Origin of the sequence: Parafilimonas sp., assembly GCF_051953455.1 — a bacterium.
Taxonomy (GTDB): domain Bacteria; phylum Bacteroidota; class Bacteroidia; order Chitinophagales; family Chitinophagaceae; genus Parafilimonas.
Map to the genome: position 1 here is coordinate 130,121 of NZ_JBQCIT010000063.1, position 21,304 is coordinate 151,424.

A 21,304-nucleotide genomic window follows, 5' to 3' on the forward strand; every position below is an offset into this window, starting at 1 on the left:
ACAATAACTCATGAACACCATCAAAAAAGAAAATATTAAACAGGAAGTGTTTGACCTGTATGATGATTATGCGCACAGCCGCATAGACAGGCGCGACTTTATGCAAAAGCTTTCTGTTTATGCAGTGGGCGGGCTTACAGTAAGCTCGCTGATGAGTTTTCTTATGCCTGATTATCAAAACACCCTGCAGGTTAAACCGGATGATCCGCGTATTAAATCAGAATATATCAATTACGAATCGCCAAAGGGTGGCGGCACTATTAAAGCTTTATTAAGTATGCCGGCAAATGCAAAAGACAAACTGGGCGGCGTGGTGGTGGTGCATGAGAACCGTGGTTTAAACCCATATATAGAAGATGTGGGCAGAAGGCTGGCGCTGGCTGGTTTTATATCCATTGCGCCCGATGCTTTAACACCATTGGGCGGTTATCCCGGCAATGACGATAAAGGCCGTGAAATGCAAAGCAAACGCGACCGCAATGAAATGCTGGAAAATTTTATAGATGCCTATAATTATCTTGTTCGTCATAAAGATTGCAATGGCAAAGTGGGCGTAGTTGGTTTTTGTTTTGGCGGAGGCATAGCCAATATGATGGCGGTGCGCATCCCCACTTTATCAGCAGCAGTTCCATTTTATGGCGCACAGCCTGCTACGGAAGATGTGCCTAAAATACAGGCGCCATTGTTGTTGCAATACGCCGGGCTTGATACCCGTGTGAATGAAGGCTGGCCGGCTTATGAGGCCGCATTAAAGGCAAACAATAAAGTTTATACGGCCTATATTTACCCTAACGTGAATCATGGTTTTCATAACGATACAACGCCGCGTTATGATAAAGCCGCCGCAGATCTTGCATGGCAGAGAACGATTGATTTCTTTAAACAGTATTTACATTAGAATCAGGCAATCAATTTTTCAATAGCCGTATGATATTTTTCAAAATGAAAACTATCAATAGCTTTTTGCATGCTTGCCGCAATTTTATCATTCATTAAATTGCCAATGCTGCCTTCATGCATATGCTGAACAGTTGTTGAATATTCAAACTTTCCTTCTTCAATGCCTAATCCAATTTTTTTATAAGCATCGCGGAAAGGCATGCCGTTATTCACAAGCTTATTTACTTCTTCCACACTAAACAGGTATTTATATTTTTCATCGGCAAGAATATCTTTCTTTACTTCAATATTGCTTAGCATTAAAGCAGCCATATGTATACAATCATTCAATGTTGTAAATGCTGGGAACAAATGTTCTTTCAGCAACTGCAGGTCGCGATGATAACCTGAAGGAAGGTTTGTGGTCATCATTATGATTTCATTGGGCAGCGCCTTTATTTGATTGCAATGCGAACGGATAAGTTCAAATACATCAGGATTCTTTTTATGCGGCATAATGCTGCTGCCCGTTGTAAGCTCGGCAGGAAATGAAACAAAACCAAAATTCTGATTAAGATATAAACACATATCCATGCTAAGCCTTGCCAGTGTATCTGCAAGATTTGCCAACGCTGATGCCACAATGCGTTCTGTTTTGCCGCGGCTCATTTGCGCATATACCACGTTATAATGCAAATCATCAAAGCCTAATAGTTGCGTAGTAAGGGTTCTGTTAATTGGAAAAGAAGATCCATAGCCTGCAGCAGAACCTAACGGGTTTTTATTAACAACATTATATGCGGCTTTTAAAGTGTTTACATCATCCACCAGGCTTTCTGCGTAAGCGCCAAACCATAAACCAAACGATGAAGGCATAGCTAATTGTAAATGCGTATAACCGGGCAATAAATCATTTTTATATTTTTCGCTTTGCTGAATGAGCAGTTCGAAAAAAGATTGCATGTTTAAAACAAGCTGTTCCAGTTCGTGGCGCAGGAACAATTTTAAATCCACCAAAACCTGGTCGTTGCGGCTGCGGGCCGAATGAATTTTTTTACCTATATCGCCAAGCTTTTCCGTTAATAAAAATTCTATCTGCGAATGAACATCTTCAATGCTATCGTGAATCGTGAATCGTGAATCATGAATGGAAGTATAAATATTCTTGAGCTCATTTACCAGTTTATCAGCCTCATCGTTTGTAAGCAGGCCAACAGTAGCCAGCATTTTTGCATGCGCTATGTTGCCTAATACATCAAAAGGCGCCAGCAGCAAATCAAATTCCCTGTCATTACCAACAGTAAATTTTTCTACCTCTTTTAAGGATGTTGTATTTTTTTGCCAGAGTTTCATTGTGAAGGTTTAAGGTTTAAGGTTACGGGTTAAGGTTAGAGCCTGAACTCTATGCCTTATGCCTTACGCCTTATACCTGTTTAAAAAACTATTTTATTCAATAACTCAATGTACAACTCAATCCCATTCTTTATTTCATCAACAAAAATAAACTCGTCTGCGCTATGGCTTCTGGCGCTGTCACCAGGCCCCATTTTCAATGCCGGAAAAGGCATTAATGCTTTATCACTTGTTGTGGGCGAACCATAATAAGTTCTGCCTAATTCAATTCCAGCCTTTACCAAAGGATGATCTAATGCAATGTTTGTTGAACGCAGCCGTAAACTTCTCGGCGTAATTTCAGATTGAATATTTTGCTGAATAATATCGATAACTTCTTCAAAAGTATATAACTCGTTCACACGCACATCCACCGTGAATTTACATTCCGGAGGAATTACATTATGTTGTGTGCCCGCATTAATAATAGTTACACTCATCTTATTCGGGCCGATTAGTTCAGACACTTTATCAAACCGGTAATTTTTAAACCACTCAATATCTTTTATGGCTTTATAAATTGCATTGTCGCCTCCTTCCCTTGCAGCATGGCCAGCCCTGCCGTAAGCTGTGCAATCCAATACCAGCAAGCCTTTCTCCGCAACCGCCATATTCATTAAGGTAGGCTCGCCAACAATGGCAGCCCATGGAGTTTCAGCCCTGAAGGGAGTTTGCAACGTAGTTGTTGTATTTAAAAAAGCTTCATCGTTTAACAGCAATTCAATACCGTTTTTACCGCTGATCTCCTCTTCTGCAGTTGCAGCAAGAATAAGGTTGTATTGTAAGTTCTGCAGATTATAAAAATGTATAAATGTTGCAATCAACGAAACTAAACAACCCCCGGCATCGTTGCTGCCAAGGCCGTATAATTTTCCATCTTCTACAGTTGCCTTAAAAGGGTCTCTTGTATATTGTTTGTTGGGTTTTACCGTATCGTGATGCGAGTTGAGCAGGATGGTTGGCTTGCTTTTATCAAAATATTTATTGGTTGCCCAAACATTATTCAGCAGCCTGTTTGTGACTATATTTTTCGATTGAAGGAAATGCTCAATTGCATCAGCCGTTTTATTTTCTTCTTTTGAAAAAGAAGGGATTGAAATCAACTGCTGAAGGAGAGATAAGGCAGCATTGTATAGGTTTCCAATATTCATTATTGTGTTATCAAAGTGCCGGTTATATTATTGGTTGTATTTTGAATAAGGTCATTTGCATCGCCGATCAATACTTCATGAACGCCTGCATCTATTGCTGCAAAAGCATTATCTATTTTAGGAAGAATGCCGGCAAATAATTTTTGCTCATCCAGCAGTTGCCTGTATTTCTCTTTATTAATAAGATGAATAACCGCATTTTCATCTTCCACATTTTCCAGCACGCCTTTCTTTTCAAAACAATATATCAAACGAACATTATAATAAGCAGAAAGAGCCACGGCCAATGATGATGCAATTGTATCGGCATTGGTATTCAAAATATGGCCTTCCTTATCATGTGTAAGCGGCGCAACTATCGGAGTAAACCCATTGTTCAATAAAAGCTGAAGTTTGTCGGCTGCAAGCTGTGAGGTGTCAACATTGCCCACCCAGCCAAAGTCAACCAATTCTTCGGTGCCGTCTTCTTTCGTCATTTTTTTCAATGGCCTTTTTACAGCAGGAATAATGTTTGCATCAGCGCCGGTTAAGCCAATCGCATTGCAGTTTAACGATTGCAGTTGTGCAACAATTTTTTTGTTGATCAGCCCGCCGTAAACCATTGTTACAAGATCAATCGTATCATCATCTGTAATTCTTCTGCCGTTAATATATTTTGATTCTATGCCAAGCTTATTGCCAATTACAGTTGCAATTTTTCCACCGCCGTGCACCAAAAGCCCCCGGCCCCTGGCGGGATGTGAGGAAGCCCCAAAGATTTCTGAAAACTCATTTAAAAAAGAGGCCAGTTTTTTCTCATCATCAATAATATTGCCTCCAACTTTTATAACGAAAAGTTTGTCCATACTTACAATATAAAACTTACTGCTTACTACTATTGAGAATTTCGCTGATTACCGCCTGTGCTGCCCACACACGGTTTGCCGCCTGTTGGGTAACAATGCTGTTAGAACTATCCAGCACCTCATCGCTTAATTCAACATTTCTTCTAACAGGCAAACAATGCATCACCTTTGCATTATTGGTAAGGTTCAGTTTATCTTCTGTCAGCATCCATTCCGGATCATTCTCATATATCTTACCATAATCGTTATAAGTGCTCCAGTTTTTTACATATACAAAATCAGCGCCCTTCAAAGCTTCATCCTGGTTATGGGTGATGGTTGCGCCTTTTGTAAACATTTCTTTCAGTTCATAATCCTGCGGATGTGTAATAACAAAATCTGCTTCGCCCCATGCATTGATCCACTGCGCAAAACTATTGGCAACACATTGCGGCAAAGGTTTTACATGCGGCGCCCATGTGAGAACAATTTTCGGTTTGCTGGTAACCGATGGCTGATGGCTGATGGCTTCTTTAATTGTAATTACATCAGTCAAACTTTGCAAGGGGTGCAGGGTTGCACTTTCCAGGCTGATTACCGGAACGCCACAATATTTTATAAATTGGGTAATGTATAATTCGCTGTAATCGTCATCGCGGTTTTTTAAAGAAGGAAATGTTCTTATGCAGAGAATATCAAAATAATTTCCCAGTACCGGTGCCGCATCTTTTATATGTTCAACCGTACTGCCGCTCATGATGGCACCTTCTTCAAATTCGAGCGCCCATCCTTCTTTATCTACATTAAAAACAATAGCATCCATTCCAAGATTACCGGCTGCAACCTGCGTGCTCAACCTGGTGCGCAAACTTGGATTTAAAAACAATAAGCCAATACGTTTACCGGCGCCCAGTGTTTTATCTTTTAGCGGATTTGCTTTATACATCAATGCCTTTTCAACCAAAGCATTGATGTTGCCTGCGTCATGAACGGATGTAAATTGTTTCAACTATTCTTTGTTTATAAGTGAAACCACGGAGACGCTGAGAACACAAAGCTTCACTAAGTACTTTGTGGCCCGTGGTTCAAATTTTTAATGTTTAATATTTGGACAGGCCTATTCAGCATGCGCTTCAACAGCTTTCATTTCAGCAATAGCTTCATTTAAAGTATCCAAAAATTCATCTACCTGTTTGCGTGTAATATTCAATGCAGGCAATAAACGAATAACGTTTGGCTTTGCCTCGCCGGTAAAAATGAAATAATCGTTTAATAATTTTTTGCGCAGGTCTTTAATATCTTCCGGCACATCAAAACCAATCATTAAACCTTTGCCGCGAACATTATCAATTCCATCAATACTTTTTAATTTGTTGATGAGATACATGCCGCGTTGCTTGGTCATTTCAATCAAATTATCCCTTTCAATTACTTCGAGTACAGCCAGCGCTGCAGCACAAGCCAGTTGGTTACCGCCAAACGTGGTGCCCAGCAAGCCGTGCTTTGGTTTAATATAAGGTGCAATTAAAATGCCGCCAACCGGAAAGCCATTGCCCATGCCTTTTGCCATGGTATAGATATCTGCATTTACACCAGCGTGATCCAATGCAAAGAATTTTCCGCTTCTGCCGTAACCACACTGCACTTCATCAGCAATAAATAAAGCATCATTGGCATCACATAATCTTCTTATGAGCTGCAAAAAACTTTCGCTGGCAACGTTTATGCCGCCAACGCCTTGTATGGCCTCCACAATAACCGCAGCAACTTTGCCACCGTTGGTTTGAAAATATTCTTTCAATGCAGCTTCATCATTGAATGGAAGAAAATCAATATTGCCCGTTTCATTTACCGGTGCTACAATGTTCTTATTGTCTGTGGCAGCAACGGCTAATGATGTTCTGCCATGAAAAGCTTTATTAAAAGCAACAATCTTTTTTTTGCCTGTGTGAAATGATGCAAGCTTTAATGCATTTTCATTGGCTTCTGCGCCGCTGTTTACAAGAAATAGTTGGTACTCTTCCTTGCCGCTTACCTTGCCCAATTTATCGGCCAGCTCCTGTTGAATGGGAATATGCACAGAGTTAGAATAGAAGGCAATTTTTTCCAGTTGGTCTTCAATTCGCTGAACCCAATGCGGGTGTGTGTGGCCAATGCTGATTACTGCGTGGCCGCCATACAAATCAAGATACTGAACGCCATTTTCATCCCACACATAAGAACCTTGTGCTTTGGTAATAGTAATGTCGTTTAAAGGATAAACATCAAACATTTTCATAACTGAGGTAGAAGGTGTAAGGCAGAAGGTGTAAGGCGCCTCCGCTACACTAATTTTTCATTTCTTAAAAATTTTATGAATGATATAAGCATGGCCCTTACTTCATTTACCTGCTTATTTACAATATGGTATTCTTCTTCTGATATATAATTTAATTCAAATGCTGCATAACAGCAATAATCTGTTTCGTTCGTTGATCCCAAGGAATTATCAAGGAAATGTGTGAAATCTTTATCTGTATATCTCCCGCATCCTTCAACAATATTTAAAGCAATTGAAAGTGTCGCTCTCCCTAACTGCGACGTTAATTCATATCGCTCTTCCTTAGGAAGCTTAGGCGTTATATTTTTTTTCACATACATATAAAGACTGTGAGCTTTTTTCCAGATATCTAATTTTTGTAGTCTCTCATGTTTATGAGGTTCAAGGTGTGAGGAAAAAGTGTAAGGTAAGCAAATCCTTATACCTCCTAAATCCTAAACCTTAATCCTTTTTTAAAAGTTGAGGTTTAAAGCGTAAGGCAAGAAAACCTTCCACCTTAATCCTTCTAAAAGTAATTCGCTTTTAGTTTCAGCCCCGTTGTTTCATTCAACCCAAACATCAAATTCATATTTTGAACGGCCTGTCCACTGGCACCTTTTAATAAATTATCAAGCGCACTATGCACCACTAATTTGCTGCCAACTTTTTCTAATTGTATCAAACATTTATTGGTATTTACAATTTGTTTTAAAAAGATAGGCTCATCGCTAACAATAGTGAATGGGTTGCCTTTGTAAAAATCTTTATATAAAATTTTCAGTTCTTCCTGCGATGCTTCGCAATGCACCGTTGAACTAATAAAAATACCCCTTGTAAAATCGCCGCGCCAGGGCACAAATGATAGTTGCAGATCCCGGCTCGACTGTAAATGCGTGAGCGACTGCATGATCTCACCCAAATGCTGATGCGTTAATGTTTTATATGCCTGTATATTATTTGCACGCCAGCTAAAATGTGATGTGGCGCTTAAGCTTTGTCCCGCACCTGTTGAACCCGTAATGCCTGTGGTATAAATATCATCTAACAAACCTGCTTTTGCCAACGGCAGTAAGCCCAACTGAATGGCCGATGCAAAACAACCGGGATTGGCTATATTATGCGCTGTCTTAATTTGCTCTTTGTTTAATTCAGGTAAACCATAAACAAAACTGCGTGCCTTAAGCTTTGAGCTTTGGGCAAGACGAAAATCGTTGGCGAGGTCAATTATTTTAATGCTATCAGCAATTTCATTTTCTGATAAAAACTTTTTTGAATCGCCATGACCAAGACATAAGAAAAGTGCATCGATATCATCGCTTAAAGTATCGGTAAACTTCAATTCTGTTTCGCCAATTAAATCCTGGTGCACTTTAAAAACAGGATTGCCTGCATTGCTTTTACTATGAATAAAACGGATATCAGTATTTGGATGATTGATTAATAACCGGATCAATTCGCCGCCTGTATAACCAGCGCCACCTATAATACCAATATTAATTTTCTTCATGTTCAAAACAATTAAATCTATCGTTATTAGTTGAAGGCTGAGTGCTTAATATAAATTCAAGATCAGTATTTGCATTATTTACAATGCGATGCTTTTTGCCAGCCGGAATATGAAAGCCTTCATTTTCTTTTACTGAAAAAATTTGCCCTTCCACCTCAAATGTTGCATTTCCTTTCAATATAAAAAAGAACTGCTGTGCATTTTTATGATAATGTAAACTTTCTGCAGTATTCGCCGGCATTAATTCCTGTTTTACAGATAATGCATCTGTGTCAACAAAAATCCATCCGTCACAATCATTTCCCCATTTATAATGATGCAAAGCAGTATGTTTATTAAGAACCTGCATGATAATTTTAGGCAGAAGGTATAAGGTAAAGGGCGTAAAGCCTTAACCCTTATACTCTAACCCTTACGCCTTATTTAAAAAATGGTACATCGCTGTTTGGTTACCAAAAATTTTACTGAAGCCACGAACATCTTCACCGGTAAAGCCTGTATTCATTTCACCATATTTGCCAAACTTGCTGTTCATTAAATCGTGCTCACTTTCTATACCAATGATTTGAAAACGGTAAGGCATTAATTGCACAAATACATCGCCCGTTACATTTTGTTGCGAGCTTTGCAGGAAGGCTTCTATGTCACGCATCACAGGGTCAAGAATTTGTCCTTCATGCAGCCAGTTGCCGTAGAAATTAGCGATGTTGTCTTTCCAGCTCAACTGCCATTTGGTAAGTACATGTTTTTCCAATGCGTGATGCGCTTTTAAAATTACCATTGGCGCAGCAGCTTCAAAACCCACACGGCCTTTTATACCAATGATTGTATCACCCACATGTATATCGCGGCCAATGCCATAAGCGCCTGCAATAGTTTGCAAATATTGAATAGCTTCTGAAGGATGGTTAAACGTTTTATCATTCACGGCGGTGAGCTCACCTTTTTCAAAATGCAATTTTACTTCTTCACTATCGTGTTTTGATACCTGCGTTGGCCAGGCTTCTTCGGGTAAAATGCCTTTACTTTTTAAGGTTTCTTTTCCGCCAACGCTGGTGCCCCATAAGCCTTTGTTGATTGAATAGGCCGCTTTTTCAAAATTCATGTCAACGCCTTTGTTTTTCAGGTATTCAATCTCTTCTTCACGGCTGAGTTTTAAATCACGTATTGGGGTTATAATTTCAACTCCTGGTATCATTATATGAAACACCATATCAAAACGCACCTGGTCGTTGCCGGCGCCGGTGCTGCCATGCGCAACTGCTTTTGCACCCATAGCTTTCACATGGTCTGCAATGTGTAATGCCTGTACTAACCTTTCTGCGCTTACGCTTAAAGGGTAGGTATTATTTTTTAATACATTTCCAAAAACGAGGTATTTGATAATGCGGTCATAATAACCTTTTACGGCATCAATTGTTGTGTGTGTTTTTACGCCAAGTTTATAAGCGTGTTCTTCTATTTTCTTTAATTCATCTTCGCTGAAGCCGCCCGTGTTTACGATAATGCTGTGCACATCGTACCCTTTATCTTCTCCTAAATATTTTACACAAAAAGAAGTATCGAGGCCGCCGGAAAAACCGAGAACAATGGCGCTGCTATCCACTAAAGCGGAGTTGTTAGGTTGTTGATTATTGGTAGTTAATGACATCAGGCTGTTGGAATATGTTTTGCTTTATAAATTATGCTGAATAATGATATACTGTACAAGGGAGTGACACAACCGTGCTTAATGCTTATGCTGAAGCCGGTGGCCAAAAAAGTTCTCATGAAAAAATTATGGAGAACATGGAAACAAGCGAACGTCGCTTTTTTTGTTCTTTTACTTCAGGCTTTTGCTTATCTTTTTTTTGAAAGGCTTTCAGAAAACGGTTTTTCTTCCTGCGCAAAAGCCTTGCATACACTTCGCTTTTTTCCTTAAAATGTTCTTTGGTTTCCTGCGGCTCGTAATGATCGGCAGGATCGTATAACATAGCAGTGCACATGCAATTCTTGCGTTCTTTCATCATAAGGATATCGTAGTTAACGCAGCTTTTACAGCCGGCCCAGAATGTTTCGTCCTGTGTGAGTTCACTGTAAGTAACAGGTTCGTAACCGAGGTCGCTGTTTATCTTCATTACAGCAAGGCCGGTGGTTAACCCAAATATTTTTGCTTTCGGGTATTTCTGTCTTGAGAGCTTGAATATTTTTTTCTTTATCTGTTTTGCAACGCCGGTTTTTCTGAAAGCCGGTGATACGATAAGCCCGCTGTTGGCAACAAACTCGCCATGACTCCATTCTTCAATATAACAAAAGCCAACCCAGGTGCCATCTTTTGTAAATGCAATAACCGCCTTGCCTTCTATCATTTTTAAAATAATGTATTGCGGGCTGCGCTTAGCAATGCCGGTACCTCTTGCCTGGGCGCTTGCTTCCATTTCGTTGGTAATGGTTTCTGCGTAGTCTGCATCTCCACTATTGGCTATACGTACTATAATATTTTGATTTTGTTCCACTTTGATTTGCTTATTATAAAAATGATGTTGTTTACGTGTAACTGTTTTACACGACTGCAAGGCTGCATGTGGCGGGGGGATATCAAATTCTCGGTCGTCGCACAAGGCGGAAGCAAAACGGGTTCGGCAATAAACCAACACTCATCATGATATGATGAGAAACATGTATGTTGTTATGTGTTGTGTTCTTTTTCAACGTTAGTTCAATATAAAATTGTGAACCAATATTTTTTGAGGGCGTAAAATTAGTAATGTTTAAAATATAAACGCGTTAAATTTTTTGTAGAATAAATGAGCTTACGCTAATGGTTGTTAGCTTGTTGCCCGAGGTTTACTACTTACACTAAAGTCTTTTGTGTCATTTGACACAGGGATTTAATAATGTGAAAAATAGTTTTGCTTGAAACCGAAACCATGCTAATAGCCGAACGAAAAGATCTTATACCTGTGAAAAAATTAATTGATACACCGCTTATTTACATTGAGCTTTTTGAAAACAAAAATGGCAATCTGTTTCTCGCTTCCAATACAATTAAACCCGGCGGAACAGTATATTATGCCACCATGCCTTCCCCTTTTTTTGCTTTTCTCGATAACATAATTACGCTGCAGATATTATTCAGTAAAAGCCCGTCTTTGTTTATGGAAGTGTCAAAAGAAGAAGAAAAAACACTTTACTGCTGCAGGGATGCCGAAATTATATTGGCACTTGGCGATAAAACTTTAAGCGAACTTAAAAGCCTGTAAAGTAATTTCCGGAAATTGCTCAGTCGTGTCGTTAATTCGGATTAAACCAAATGATTTTGAATGCGCCTTCGAAAGGCGGTCACAAATTAATCCTATCCTGAACCTGGTTAAACTATTGGGTTTATAAATGCTCCTTTAAACTTTCATTAGTTCAAATCTATTGGCCATCTCTAAATAATTCAGCAAGATTGTTATTTTTAAAACATGGAAAATGTTGATGTCATAATTATTTTACTATTTGGTGTTACGTTTTTAGGTGTGCTTAGCAAGAAATTTAATTTTCCTTTACCCATAGCGCTCGTATTATCCGGTATTTTGATAAGCCTTATTCCGGGTTTACCGGTTATATCTTTAAAGCCCAATGTTGTATTCTTTGTTTTCCTGCCGCCATTATTGTATAGTGCAGCCTGGAATACAAGCTGGCGCGATTTTAAAGCGGCTATACGGCCGATAAGCCTTGCCGCTATCGGCCTGGTTTTTTTTACAACGTCGGCAGTTGCCTGGGCTGCCCATGAACTCATTGAAAATCTTTCATGGCCTGAGGCCTTCCTGCTGGGCGCTATTGTATCCCCACCAGATGCTGTAGCAGCAACCTCTGTTACAAAAGGCCTTGGCCTGCAGCCGCGTATAACCGCCATACTTGAAGGCGAAAGCCTGGTGAATGATGCCAGTGGCCTGATAGCTTATAAATATGCGCTGGCGGCTGTAACTACGGAATTTGTATTATGGAAAGCAGGATTAAATTTTCTATGGGTATCCGGATGCGGCATAGCTATAGGCCTTTTTATCGCTTATATTATTTACCTCATTCATAAAAAGTTTTTTTGTGATCCTGTATTAGAAGTTACCCTTTCTTTTCTTACGCCTTTCGCATCTTATTTAATAGCAGAACATTTTGAAGTTTCGGGTGTATTGGCAGTTGTAACTACGGGGCTTTACCTTTCTTTCCGTTCCGCTGAAATATTCAGCAATGAAAGCCGGATAATGGCTTACTCTGTATGGCAGGCGGTTATTTTTATTTTAAATGCATTGGTATTTATTCTCATTGGTTTGCAGTTGCGTGATGTGATAAAAGGTATAAACGATTATCCCTGGCAAACGCTTGCCCTTTCTGCGATTATTATAAGCGCCGTTGTAATACTGGTAAGGTTCATTTGGGTTATTCCCGCCGCTTTAATGCCCGGAATATTAAGCAAACGCATACGCGAAAACGAGCCGTTTGATCCCCGCAATATGGTAATATTCGGATGGGCCGGCATGCGTGGTGTGGTATCAATGGCTGCGGCATTGGGCTTGCCGGTAATACTGGCAAGCGGTGAAAATTTTAAAAACAGGGAGCTTATTATTTACCTGTCGTTCTGCGTAATTCTTATTACACTTTTATTGCTGGGCGGCAGTTTAAAATGGATTGTGCGGAAGCTGAAGATTGAACCCTATTCGTTAGTCGCCGAAGAATACGATGTGCGCAATACTGTTGTAAAAACTGCCATCAGTTATATAGAAGATAATTTATCGCTGGTGCAGGAAGATTTGCTCGATAATATTAAAAGCAAGTATGAAGTGAAATATAACCGTTTGCAGAAAACAGATTTGCCTGCCAATTATTTTGGTAAGGGTAAAATGCTGGCCGGAAATGTTTTTAATGAATATTCACAACTGCAGATTGACCTGCTTAAAGTGGAACGCCAAACCATTCAGCAGATGCACAAAAAAGGAGGTGCCAGCGAAGAAATTTTACGCAAAATTGAACGCGAATTAGACCTTGAGGAAACAAGGCTTAAACTTGAAATTTATGACTCAGATTATTATGGCTGAGCCATCTTTTAAAATTTCTTTTTATGAAAGTTATACATTGAAATAACCACTTCACTTTCTTTCTTAAAATAGCGAAATATGATGATTACAGATACGGCCGCAAGCAGGCCATATATTAAAGGTGTATTATTGGCGTTCATAGCTTCCGGCGTTAATTGCCCCCGCATGCTTAAAACGTACATCTGCGACACGCCAAAAGCATTATACAAAAAATGGGTTATAGATGACAGCCATAAATTTTTACTGAGATAGAACACATAACCAATCATTAACCCTAAAGCAAGCCTTGGCAAAAAACCATAATAGGATATATGAATAGCGCTAAACAAAAAGCTGGTGAGAAAAATACCAATAAAAACATTTTTTGAAAGATTGATCATAACCGGCTGAAGCGCCCCCCGGAATAACATCTCTTCAAAAATGGCAGGCAGCAAGGCAATCATTACAAGCGATACGAGATAATCCTGCACAGATTTCATGCTGGCTATTGCCATCATTTCCTGGTTATATTCATTTTCCAGCGCTTTAAAATAATCTTCAGCCGTTTTGGAAATGGGGATCACCTCGTTTACTGTGCCCAGCATTTCACTCACATACAACCCCATGAACATAATACCCACAATAAAAAAAACCTGCTTACCGCTGATAGCGCCATTAAATCCAATATATTTAAAAGGCTGTTTGTTTATTATCCTTGCAAAAATGAAGGCAGGCAGCGCCATAAAGAAAAATGTGCTTACAAATTGCATAAGCCTTGAAAGGTTTGCATTTTTTGCATTCTTTAAAGCATCGGGCAGTTGCTGCAGAGGCACATGTAAAACAGCATCGGCAATGAGAAAACTTACTACGCTTCCGGCAATGAGCCCAAAACCGCAAAGCAATAATAAGATTGAAAGCTGAGACCACGGGTTATATCGTGGGCGTTGGGCATCATAATCAAACATAAAATTTCTATAGCTTAATTTTGTTGCTTCAAATTTATAGGAGCAGCACGACACGGCTCCAATTATTTACAAGAACCGGTATTAATGATTTCAATCGGCAATATAACATTACCTGATTTTCCTTTGCTGCTGGCGCCAATGGAAGATGTGAGCGACCCGCCTTTTCGCGCTGTGTGCAAAGACAATGGCGCTGATTTAATGTACACTGAATTTATTTCCAGCGAAGGCTTAATTCGCGATGCCATAAAAAGCAGGCAAAAGCTTGATGTGTTTGATTACGAAAAACCCATCGGCATACAAATTTTTGGCGGCGATGAAGAAGCAATGGCCATGAGCGCCAAAATTGTTGATGCAGTAAATCCTGACCTGCTGGATATAAATTTTGGCTGTCCTGTAAAAAAAGTGGTGAGCAAGGGTGCCGGCGCTGCCGTTTTAAAAGATATTGATCTGATGGAGCGGCTAACAAAAGCCTGTGTTAATTCAACAGCACTGCCCGTTACCGTTAAAACACGATTGGGTTGGGATGAAGAAAGTAAGAATATTGTTGAAGTGGCGGAACGCCTGCAGGATGTTGGTATAAAAGCTTTATCCATTCATGGAAGAACGCGCAGCCAGTTATATAAAGGCGAAGCCGACTGGCGATTGATTGCTGAAGTAAAAAACAACCCGCGCATACATATTCCCATTTTTGGGAACGGCGATATTGATTCGCCTGAAAAAGCGCTGGAATATAAAAACCGTTATGGCGTGGATGGCATTATGATCGGCCGCGCAGCCATTGGCTATCCCTGGATTTTTAATGAAATAAAATATTACCTGCAAACAGGCAAACATTTACCGGCGCCAACCATTGAACAACGTGTTGGTGTTATAAAAAAACATTTGCAGAAAAGCATTGAATGGAAAGGGCAAACGCTCGGCATACTTGAAATGCGCAGGCATTATGGCAATTATTTGAAAGGTCTTCCCAATATTAAAGAATACAGAACAAAACTGGTAACACTAAAAGAGCCTGAAGCTATCTTTTCTTTATTGGATGAGATTAATAAAGCTTACGCCGGTATCGAATTACAGCCGCGAAAAATAAATATGAATGAGCTGGCGTATAGCTGTGGTTAATATCATTCAAAATATTTCTTGTGATATACTTTGAAAAAGCATTAATCCTGCTTCTCGATTTTCCCGGTACCGGCGATCTTCTGATTTACCATTGCATTACCCCTGTAATAAACGTTGCCAATGCCTGCAATATTTATATCGAGCTGGTTATCTACAAATAACCAGGCGTCGCCGCTTCCCGCAATTTTTATAGAAGCATTCTCTGATTTTAAATCATCTGCATGATAGTTGCCGCTTCCCGCAATATCAATCCTGGAATCTTTTGTTTCGCCGCTTAAATAAATATCCCCGCTGCCGGAAATGGACGAGCTTATAGTTGGCGTGTTTACATCAAAATGTATATTGCCGCTGCCTGCAATATCAAGATCAAGATGATCGCTGCCTGTAAATTTATTAGTGGTTTTAACATCCCCGCTGCCGCTTAACTTGAATCCTTCAAGCTTATTGGTTGTTATATATACTTTTATCTTATCGGATGAGCGTATATTCACATCATCCTCTGTGCGAATCACCAGTTCATCACCGTTTACTTTTGTTTCAATATAAGGCAGCAGGTTCTCGTCGGTTTCAATTTTTACGGCTGACGCATTGCCCTGCGTGAGCTCAACATTGTAGCTGCCCGAACATTTTATTTCATCGAAGGTTTGAACGGTTCTTTCCTCGGTTTTAATATTGCCATTGCCCTTTACGGTTTTATTAAACGGGTTATAACAGGATGCAAATACAGTAATAGCTGCAAATAGTATAAGGTATATTTTCATAGATAAAATTTTTTCATGCCGCTAAAATAAGCACATAATAAAAAATAGTGCTATACATTTTATAAAAGGTACAATGGATTACAAACCTGCCGCCGGCATCTTTTAAAATCGGCTATCTTCGCGCATTCTTATGACTGAAAAGATTTTAATTCTCGACTTTGGCAGCCAATACACACAATTAATTGCCCGTGCGGTAAGAGAAGCCAATGTTTACTGCGAAATACTTCCTTTTAATAAACTTTTTACAATTGAAGAAACCATTAAGGGCATTATTTTAAGCGGTTCGCCTTTTAGCGTGAACGATGCAAATGCACCGGTAGTTAATATTCCTTCTTTTGTAACGAAAGTACCGGTACTTGGTGTTTGTTATGGGGCACAGCTTACTGCAAAGGAATATGGCGGTAAAGTGGAAAAATCTAACAAGCGCGAATATGGAAGGGCAAAGCTGCATAAGCAGATTGAAGATGATGTGCTGCTTGCCAATGTGCAGGATGATTCACAGGTTTGGATGAGCCACAGTGATACCATTACACAACTGCCTGAAGGGTTTGAACTGCTGGCGACAACAGCGAGCATTCCCGTTGCGGCTTTCAGAAATGCGAATGAAAATCATCCTTTATATGGCATACAGTTTCACGCCGAAGTTTATCATTCTACCGAGGGTAAAAAAATTATAAAAAATTTTCTCGTAAATATCTGCGGCTGCAAACAGGACTGGACGCCGGCATCATTCATACAGGAAACAGTGGATGCTTTAAAAAAGCAAATTGGCGATGCACATGTAATTATGGCTTTGAGCGGCGGTGTTGATAGCACGGTGGCTGCAACCCTTATCAGCAAAGCAATTGGTGAAAGGCTGCATGGTATTTTTGTTGACAATGGCGTGTTACGGAAAGATGAGTTTGAAAACGTGCTTGAAACGTATAATAATATCGGGCTGAATGTAACGGGTATTGATGCGAAACAACAGTTTTATGACGCCTTAAAAGATAAAACCGATCCCGAAGCAAAAAGAAAGGCCATCGGCAAATTATTTATTGATGTGTTCCAGCAAGAGGCCGCAAAAATCCCGGAAGCAAAATTTTTAGGACAGGGGACTATATATCCTGATGTAATTGAAAGCATAAGTGTGCATGGGCCTTCTGTAACTATAAAATCGCATCATAATGTTGGCGGCCTGCCGGAGAAAATGCATCTCTCTTTGGTTGAGCCATTACGCTTTTTGTTTAAAGATGAAGTAAGAAAAGTAGGGCTTGAGTTGGGCATTCCGCCAGACATGATTAACCGCCATCCTTTTCCCGGCCCCGGCCTTGCCATAAGAATACTAAGCGATATAACTGAAGAGAAAGTTAAACTGCTGCAGCAGGCGGATGATATTTTTATCAAGTCGTTAAAAGAATATAACCTGTACAATAAAGTATGGCAGGCTGCCGCTATATTATTGCCGGTAAAGAGTGTTGGCGTTATGGGCGATGAGCGTACGTATGAATATACCGTGGCATTGCGGGCAGTGACTTCAGTTGATGGAATGACGGCAGACTGGGCGCATTTGCCTTATGATTTTCTCGCCCATGTATCAAACGAAATTATAAACGGCGTTCGCGGTATAAACCGTGTTGTATATGATATAAGCAGTAAACCGCCTGCCACCATTGAGTGGGAATAGGCATTAAATTTGATTTTGCGATTACGATCTATGCATTCAGCTATTAAAAAAATTCTTCCTGCCCTGCTTTTCGTTTTTATAACCGGTATTTCAAAAGCAGCAGATACAGTGCAGGCGCCTTTGCGTGTTGCAATATTATTGCCTTTAAATCTTGATTCTGCTTTTAACGGTTATGAATACAAATTGAGCAACGTAAGAATATCCCAGTATTTTTTATCGGGCCTTGATTTTTACAGCGGTGTAATGATGGCTATTGATTCCTTGCAAAAAGAGAATGCCAACATTGAAGTGTGGATTTATGATACGCATAAAGCCAGCCAGTCTATAGAACAGCTTATTGTGCAAATGCAGCCTATGAATTTTTCGCTTATAGTTGCTTCTATTTCCAATTCAACAGAACAGAGGGCGCTTACTTCGTTCTCCGCAAAGAACAGCATACCGGTGATCTCAGCAACATTCCCCAACGATATTTACCTTGAAAACAACCCGTTTTTTATAATGGTAAACCCAACCTGGAAAACACATATACAGGCGGTATATAATTATCTCGCCGGTAATTACCGCGGAAAAAAGATTGTTTTTTTTACACGCCGCGGTTCACTGGAAGACAGGATTGCTGAAGAATTTAAGACGCTGAATACAAGACGGACACTGAATTTTTCTACGGTTATTTTACGGGACAATTTTTCTGCCGCCGATGTATTAAGCCATTTAGATAGTACAACGCAAAATATTATTCTTTGCGGAAGTTTATACGAAGGTTTTGGGCAGGCGCTTATAAAAGTGCTGAACGATAATGGAGAAACTTATTCAAGTACTGTAGCCGGTATGCCCACCTGGAATGGTATGGATGGAACAACAGGCCTGGCATCTGATAAAATTCAAATTGTGATAACCACGCCTTATAACTATGTGCGGGGCGGCGCTTTTATAGATAGTATCTCGGCAAATTATATGCGTGCGTACTATTCAAAACCAAGCGATATGGTTTATAAGGGATATGAAACCATATATCATTTTGTAAAGCTCCTGCTTGCAAACCCGGCTTCTTTTATTAATAATGTTTCCCGGAATGAATACAGGGTTTCAAACGATTATAATTTTGAACCTGTTCGGTTAACTCAAACATCTTTTTTACCCGATTATCTTGAAAACAAAAAGCTATACTATATAAAGATAATTAATGGACGCATTACCATTAACTGATAAAAAAAGAGGCGGTTTAAACCGCCTCTTTTTTTAATTCCATAATGTTCTTCTTCTTTGTATTCTTGTTTTCATTCTTTGAATGTTCCAGAGATCAGCAGCACTGAATGTATTTTTAACTTCGTTGTTAATTCCGGTTGCTACTGTTTCTTGTACCTGTGATACAAGTGTGTTTAGTTCTTCATGGTCAAGATACACTTTCGAATTGTCTGTTTCGTGTTTCATAATTGTTCATTTTGTCAAAAAATCTTTCTATATAGCAGGCAATGCGAAAGAGCTAAAAAGCATTGATTTTATGCTTACCAACATATAAAATTTAATTTTTATGTTGGCGCTGCAAATATACGCACTTTATTGGTATAAATAGCCATTAATTCGTGAAGAAAATGATAATATATAAGTGGTTATATAAATTATGTAAGTACTTGTATAATGAGTTGCAGGTTTAGCCGGGCAGCCTGTTATGCAGTAAATTGTCAACCTTTTTAAACAGGTGGTAGGGCTTATAAACACGCCATTCAAGCAGTTCTATCAGTTCGATATAATGGTCAATTTTTTTCCTGTGAAAATCATACTGGGCAGGTTCACTCATGTTTAATGCAACTACCCATCCGCCGGAATCTTCATTTTCTTCCGCCCATTCCTGGTAATAATCCCTATCGCCGCTATGAAAATTCAAAACGTTTTCTGTAATGAGAATGAACTTATTTATGCCGTTGCCCATCATCACATCAATCACATCCCGTTTTAATGTCATTATATCATTTTCAATAGCATCATTCCATTCACCAATCATTTCAATAATGGCATAGCCCAATTCATAATCTGCATAAATTATTTTCAGGTATAAGGTGCGGCTGCCAAACTCATCCCATTGCGGATGTATGTAATAATTATAAACCGTTTGGGAATATTCAAATTCACTGTACATACGCCCGTAAAAGGGCGATTTCGGGTCTTCCTCCGAGGTATATATATGTCTCCAGTTATAAAATGGTTCTATCTCATGCATATTGTAAATCCTCATCCATCTTTTATACTAAATCAATTTTTCCCTGGCCCATTGCAAAGCTATTTTCAATTGCTGTGCCATTGTAAGTTCGCTGTTGTCTAAAACAACCGCATCCTCAGCTTTTCTTAACGGGCTTATTTCCCGGTTGCTGTCAATATAATCCCGCATTTCAAGGTTTTGTTTTACTTCTTCAATTGTAATGGCGGGGTTTACGGCAAATAATTCCTTAAACCTTCTTTCAACGCGAACAGCAATATCTGCAGTCATAAAAATTTTCAATTCAGCATGCGGAAAAACGGTTGTACCAATATCCCGCCCATCCATTACAATACCTTTATTATAACCCATTCGCTGCTGCTGCGCCACTGCAAATTCCCGCACTTCTTTTATTGCCGCCACCTCACTCACCTTTTCGCTGATTATCATATCACGAATGGGCAATTCAATATTCTCATCATTCATGAATAAAATGCTTTGGCCTGCATCTATATCAAAAACGAATTCCAGGTTTATGTTTTTTAAAGCCTCTTTTACTTTATTTAAATTGGTATGTTGAATTTCATTGCGTAAAAAGTATAGTGTAATAGCCCTGTACATAGCGCCGCTGTCGGCATAAATGTAATGCAGCTCTTTAGCCAGTTGTTTGGCCAGCGTGCTTTTGCCACAGGAAGAATAGCCATCAATAGCAATGATAATTTTATTCATCCGGCAAAGCTGCAAAAAAACTGCAACGAAAAATCAGCTTAATTATTAATAATATCTATGCCGGGGTGTTTTTTTGCATCAAATACAAACTGGCTGTCGTCAAACGAAGCATTTAATGCAATGCTGCTGAAATTAATTTCAATAGTCTCATTCATTTTGCTAACGACTGATGCTTTGGATATAAGGCTGGTGGATTTATTTATATAAAGTGTAATCTCTTTAAAGTTCTGCCGTTTGTCCAGTGGTGTTAATAGTACCTCGTAATTATTTCCTGCTGAAGAAACCAGCCTGATATTAAAATCTTTTTTATTGAAACCGGTTAAAATTTGCTGTGGCGAAAATTCATTATCATCTTTATCAACTTTGGCAACAGTAACTTCATCCCGGCCGTCGAAATTCCATATCTGCAAGCCATTACAATAAATTTCGCTACCATCCTGGTTAATATAATATTTATCACCCTTCATTTTCATACTGCCTTTAGAATTTGAAACCACCTGGTTTTGTTTATCTTTTTGTGTTAAAGAGAAGCTAACATTTATGCCTTTGGCAGACTTTATTTTAGCCGAAGATTTATCCAGGATGTTTTCTGCAGAATTATTATTTTGGGAAAATGCTGCGCAAAACGAAAACGTAAACAATACAAGAAAAAGTTTCTTCATAATACAAATTTCGACATGGAAGCGCTTCAATAGTTTAGCCGGGAAGATTTAATCGCCCTGATTTGCCTTATTTTTCTTTTTATTAACTGATATATTGGCTAAAACTGAATAACAGATGCC

General features: G+C 39.3%; 22 protein-coding genes. 6 read left to right on the top strand and 16 right to left on the bottom strand.

Annotation, left to right across the window (positions count from 1 at the left end; genetic code table 11):
* Positions 1–10 precede the first annotated feature (10 nt).
* Positions 11–898, top strand: a complete 888-nt coding sequence (locus tag ACTHN6_RS22065; protein WP_440437954.1) for a dienelactone hydrolase family protein — start codon at positions 11–13, stop codon at positions 896–898.
* A gap of 2 nt (positions 899–900) precedes the next feature.
* Here ACTHN6_RS22065 and argH read toward each other — a convergent pair whose 3' ends face one another.
* The 10 genes from argH to ACTHN6_RS22115 all read right to left on the bottom strand — a co-directional run bounded on the left by argH (position 901) and on the right by ACTHN6_RS22115 (position 10,547).
* Positions 901–2,232: an argininosuccinate lyase gene (argH, locus tag ACTHN6_RS22070; RefSeq protein ID WP_440437955.1), complete on the bottom strand. Its 1,332-nt coding sequence runs from the start codon at positions 2,230–2,232 to the stop codon at positions 901–903.
* Positions 2,233–2,312: 80 nt separating this feature from the next.
* Positions 2,313–3,422, bottom strand: coding sequence for a M20 family metallo-hydrolase (locus tag ACTHN6_RS22075; protein WP_440437956.1), 1,110 nt, complete (start codon positions 3,420–3,422; stop codon positions 2,313–2,315).
* Entirely contained in the window at positions 3,422–4,267 is an 846-nt protein-coding gene (gene argB / locus ACTHN6_RS22080; RefSeq protein ID WP_440437957.1) for an acetylglutamate kinase, read from the bottom strand. The genes ACTHN6_RS22075 and argB overlap by 1 nt, the downstream gene beginning before the upstream one ends.
* Positions 4,268–4,283: 16 nt before the next feature.
* Positions 4,284–5,255 carry an N-acetylornithine carbamoyltransferase gene (locus tag ACTHN6_RS22085; RefSeq protein WP_440437958.1) on the bottom strand — a complete coding sequence of 324 codons (972 nt, stop codon included), beginning with the start codon at positions 5,253–5,255 and terminating at the stop codon, positions 4,284–4,286.
* 108 nt (positions 5,256–5,363) lie between these two features.
* Complete coding sequence (locus ACTHN6_RS22090; RefSeq protein ID WP_440437959.1) at positions 5,364–6,524, bottom strand: aspartate aminotransferase family protein; 1,161 nt, start codon at positions 6,522–6,524, stop codon at positions 5,364–5,366.
* A gap of 44 nt (positions 6,525–6,568) precedes the next feature.
* Positions 6,569–6,886 (bottom strand): four helix bundle protein, encoded by a 318-nt coding sequence (locus ACTHN6_RS22095; protein ID WP_440437960.1) that lies wholly within the window; start codon positions 6,884–6,886, stop codon positions 6,569–6,571.
* Positions 6,887–7,071: 185 nt separating this feature from the next.
* On the bottom strand, positions 7,072–8,052 hold the full coding sequence (gene argC, locus ACTHN6_RS22100; protein ID WP_440437961.1) for an N-acetyl-gamma-glutamyl-phosphate reductase: 981 nt from the start codon (positions 8,050–8,052) through the stop codon (positions 7,072–7,074).
* Positions 8,039–8,401 carry a cupin domain-containing protein gene (locus ACTHN6_RS22105; RefSeq protein ID WP_440437962.1) on the bottom strand — a complete coding sequence of 121 codons (363 nt, stop codon included), beginning with the start codon at positions 8,399–8,401 and terminating at the stop codon, positions 8,039–8,041. The genes argC and ACTHN6_RS22105 overlap by 14 nt, the downstream gene beginning before the upstream one ends.
* A 63-nt stretch (positions 8,402–8,464) precedes the next feature.
* Entirely contained in the window at positions 8,465–9,703 is a 1,239-nt protein-coding gene (gene argG, locus ACTHN6_RS22110; protein ID WP_440437963.1) for an argininosuccinate synthase, read from the bottom strand.
* Positions 9,704–9,818: 115 nt separating this feature from the next.
* A complete protein-coding gene (locus ACTHN6_RS22115; RefSeq protein WP_440437964.1) occupies positions 9,819–10,547 on the bottom strand; it encodes a GNAT family N-acetyltransferase in 729 nt (242 codons plus the stop codon).
* Between the two features lie 414 nt (positions 10,548–10,961).
* Here ACTHN6_RS22115 and ACTHN6_RS22120 point away from each other — a divergent pair, with 414 nt between their 5' ends.
* Both ACTHN6_RS22120 and ACTHN6_RS22125 read left to right on the top strand, forming a co-directional pair.
* Positions 10,962–11,294 (top strand): hypothetical protein, encoded by a 333-nt coding sequence (locus ACTHN6_RS22120; protein ID WP_440437965.1) that lies wholly within the window; start codon positions 10,962–10,964, stop codon positions 11,292–11,294.
* 204 nt (positions 11,295–11,498) lie between these two features.
* Positions 11,499–13,109 (top strand): Na+/H+ antiporter, encoded by a 1,611-nt coding sequence (locus tag ACTHN6_RS22125; protein WP_440437966.1) that lies wholly within the window; start codon positions 11,499–11,501, stop codon positions 13,107–13,109.
* Between the two features lie 8 nt (positions 13,110–13,117).
* On the opposite strand, the gene ACTHN6_RS22130 is transcribed toward ACTHN6_RS22125, so the two are convergent.
* Complete coding sequence (locus ACTHN6_RS22130; RefSeq protein ID WP_440437967.1) at positions 13,118–14,107, bottom strand: lysostaphin resistance A-like protein; 990 nt, start codon at positions 14,105–14,107, stop codon at positions 13,118–13,120.
* Between the two features lie 30 nt (positions 14,108–14,137).
* On the opposite strand from ACTHN6_RS22130, the gene dusB reads away from it, so the two are divergent.
* Positions 14,138–15,172, top strand: coding sequence for a tRNA dihydrouridine synthase DusB (gene dusB, locus ACTHN6_RS22135; protein ID WP_440437968.1), 1,035 nt, complete (start codon positions 14,138–14,140; stop codon positions 15,170–15,172).
* 41 nt (positions 15,173–15,213) lie between these two features.
* Here dusB and ACTHN6_RS22140 read toward each other — a convergent pair whose 3' ends face one another.
* On the bottom strand, positions 15,214–15,933 hold the full coding sequence (locus ACTHN6_RS22140) for a head GIN domain-containing protein (protein WP_440437969.1): 720 nt from the start codon (positions 15,931–15,933) through the stop codon (positions 15,214–15,216).
* 130 nt (positions 15,934–16,063) lie between these two features.
* Between ACTHN6_RS22140 and guaA the strand changes: the two genes are divergently transcribed.
* Positions 16,064–17,599: a glutamine-hydrolyzing GMP synthase gene (gene guaA, locus ACTHN6_RS22145; RefSeq protein WP_440437970.1), complete on the top strand. Its 1,536-nt coding sequence runs from the start codon at positions 16,064–16,066 to the stop codon at positions 17,597–17,599.
* Positions 17,600–17,629: 30 nt separating this feature from the next.
* A complete protein-coding gene (locus tag ACTHN6_RS22150) occupies positions 17,630–18,805 on the top strand; it encodes an ABC transporter substrate-binding protein (RefSeq protein WP_440437971.1) in 1,176 nt (391 codons plus the stop codon).
* Positions 18,806–18,838: 33 nt separating this feature from the next.
* On the opposite strand, the gene ACTHN6_RS22155 is transcribed toward ACTHN6_RS22150, so the two are convergent.
* From ACTHN6_RS22155 to ACTHN6_RS22170, 4 genes are all read right to left on the bottom strand, one after another.
* Positions 18,839–19,030, bottom strand: a complete 192-nt coding sequence (locus ACTHN6_RS22155) for a hypothetical protein (RefSeq protein ID WP_440437972.1) — start codon at positions 19,028–19,030, stop codon at positions 18,839–18,841.
* 220 nt (positions 19,031–19,250) lie between these two features.
* A complete protein-coding gene (locus ACTHN6_RS22160) occupies positions 19,251–19,817 on the bottom strand; it encodes a hypothetical protein (RefSeq protein WP_440437973.1) in 567 nt (188 codons plus the stop codon).
* A gap of 27 nt (positions 19,818–19,844) precedes the next feature.
* Positions 19,845–20,522, bottom strand: a complete 678-nt coding sequence (gene cmk, locus ACTHN6_RS22165; RefSeq protein ID WP_440437974.1) for a (d)CMP kinase — start codon at positions 20,520–20,522, stop codon at positions 19,845–19,847.
* 38 nt (positions 20,523–20,560) lie between these two features.
* Positions 20,561–21,184, bottom strand: coding sequence for a LolA family protein (locus ACTHN6_RS22170; protein WP_440437975.1), 624 nt, complete (start codon positions 21,182–21,184; stop codon positions 20,561–20,563).
* Positions 21,185–21,304 lie beyond the last annotated feature (120 nt).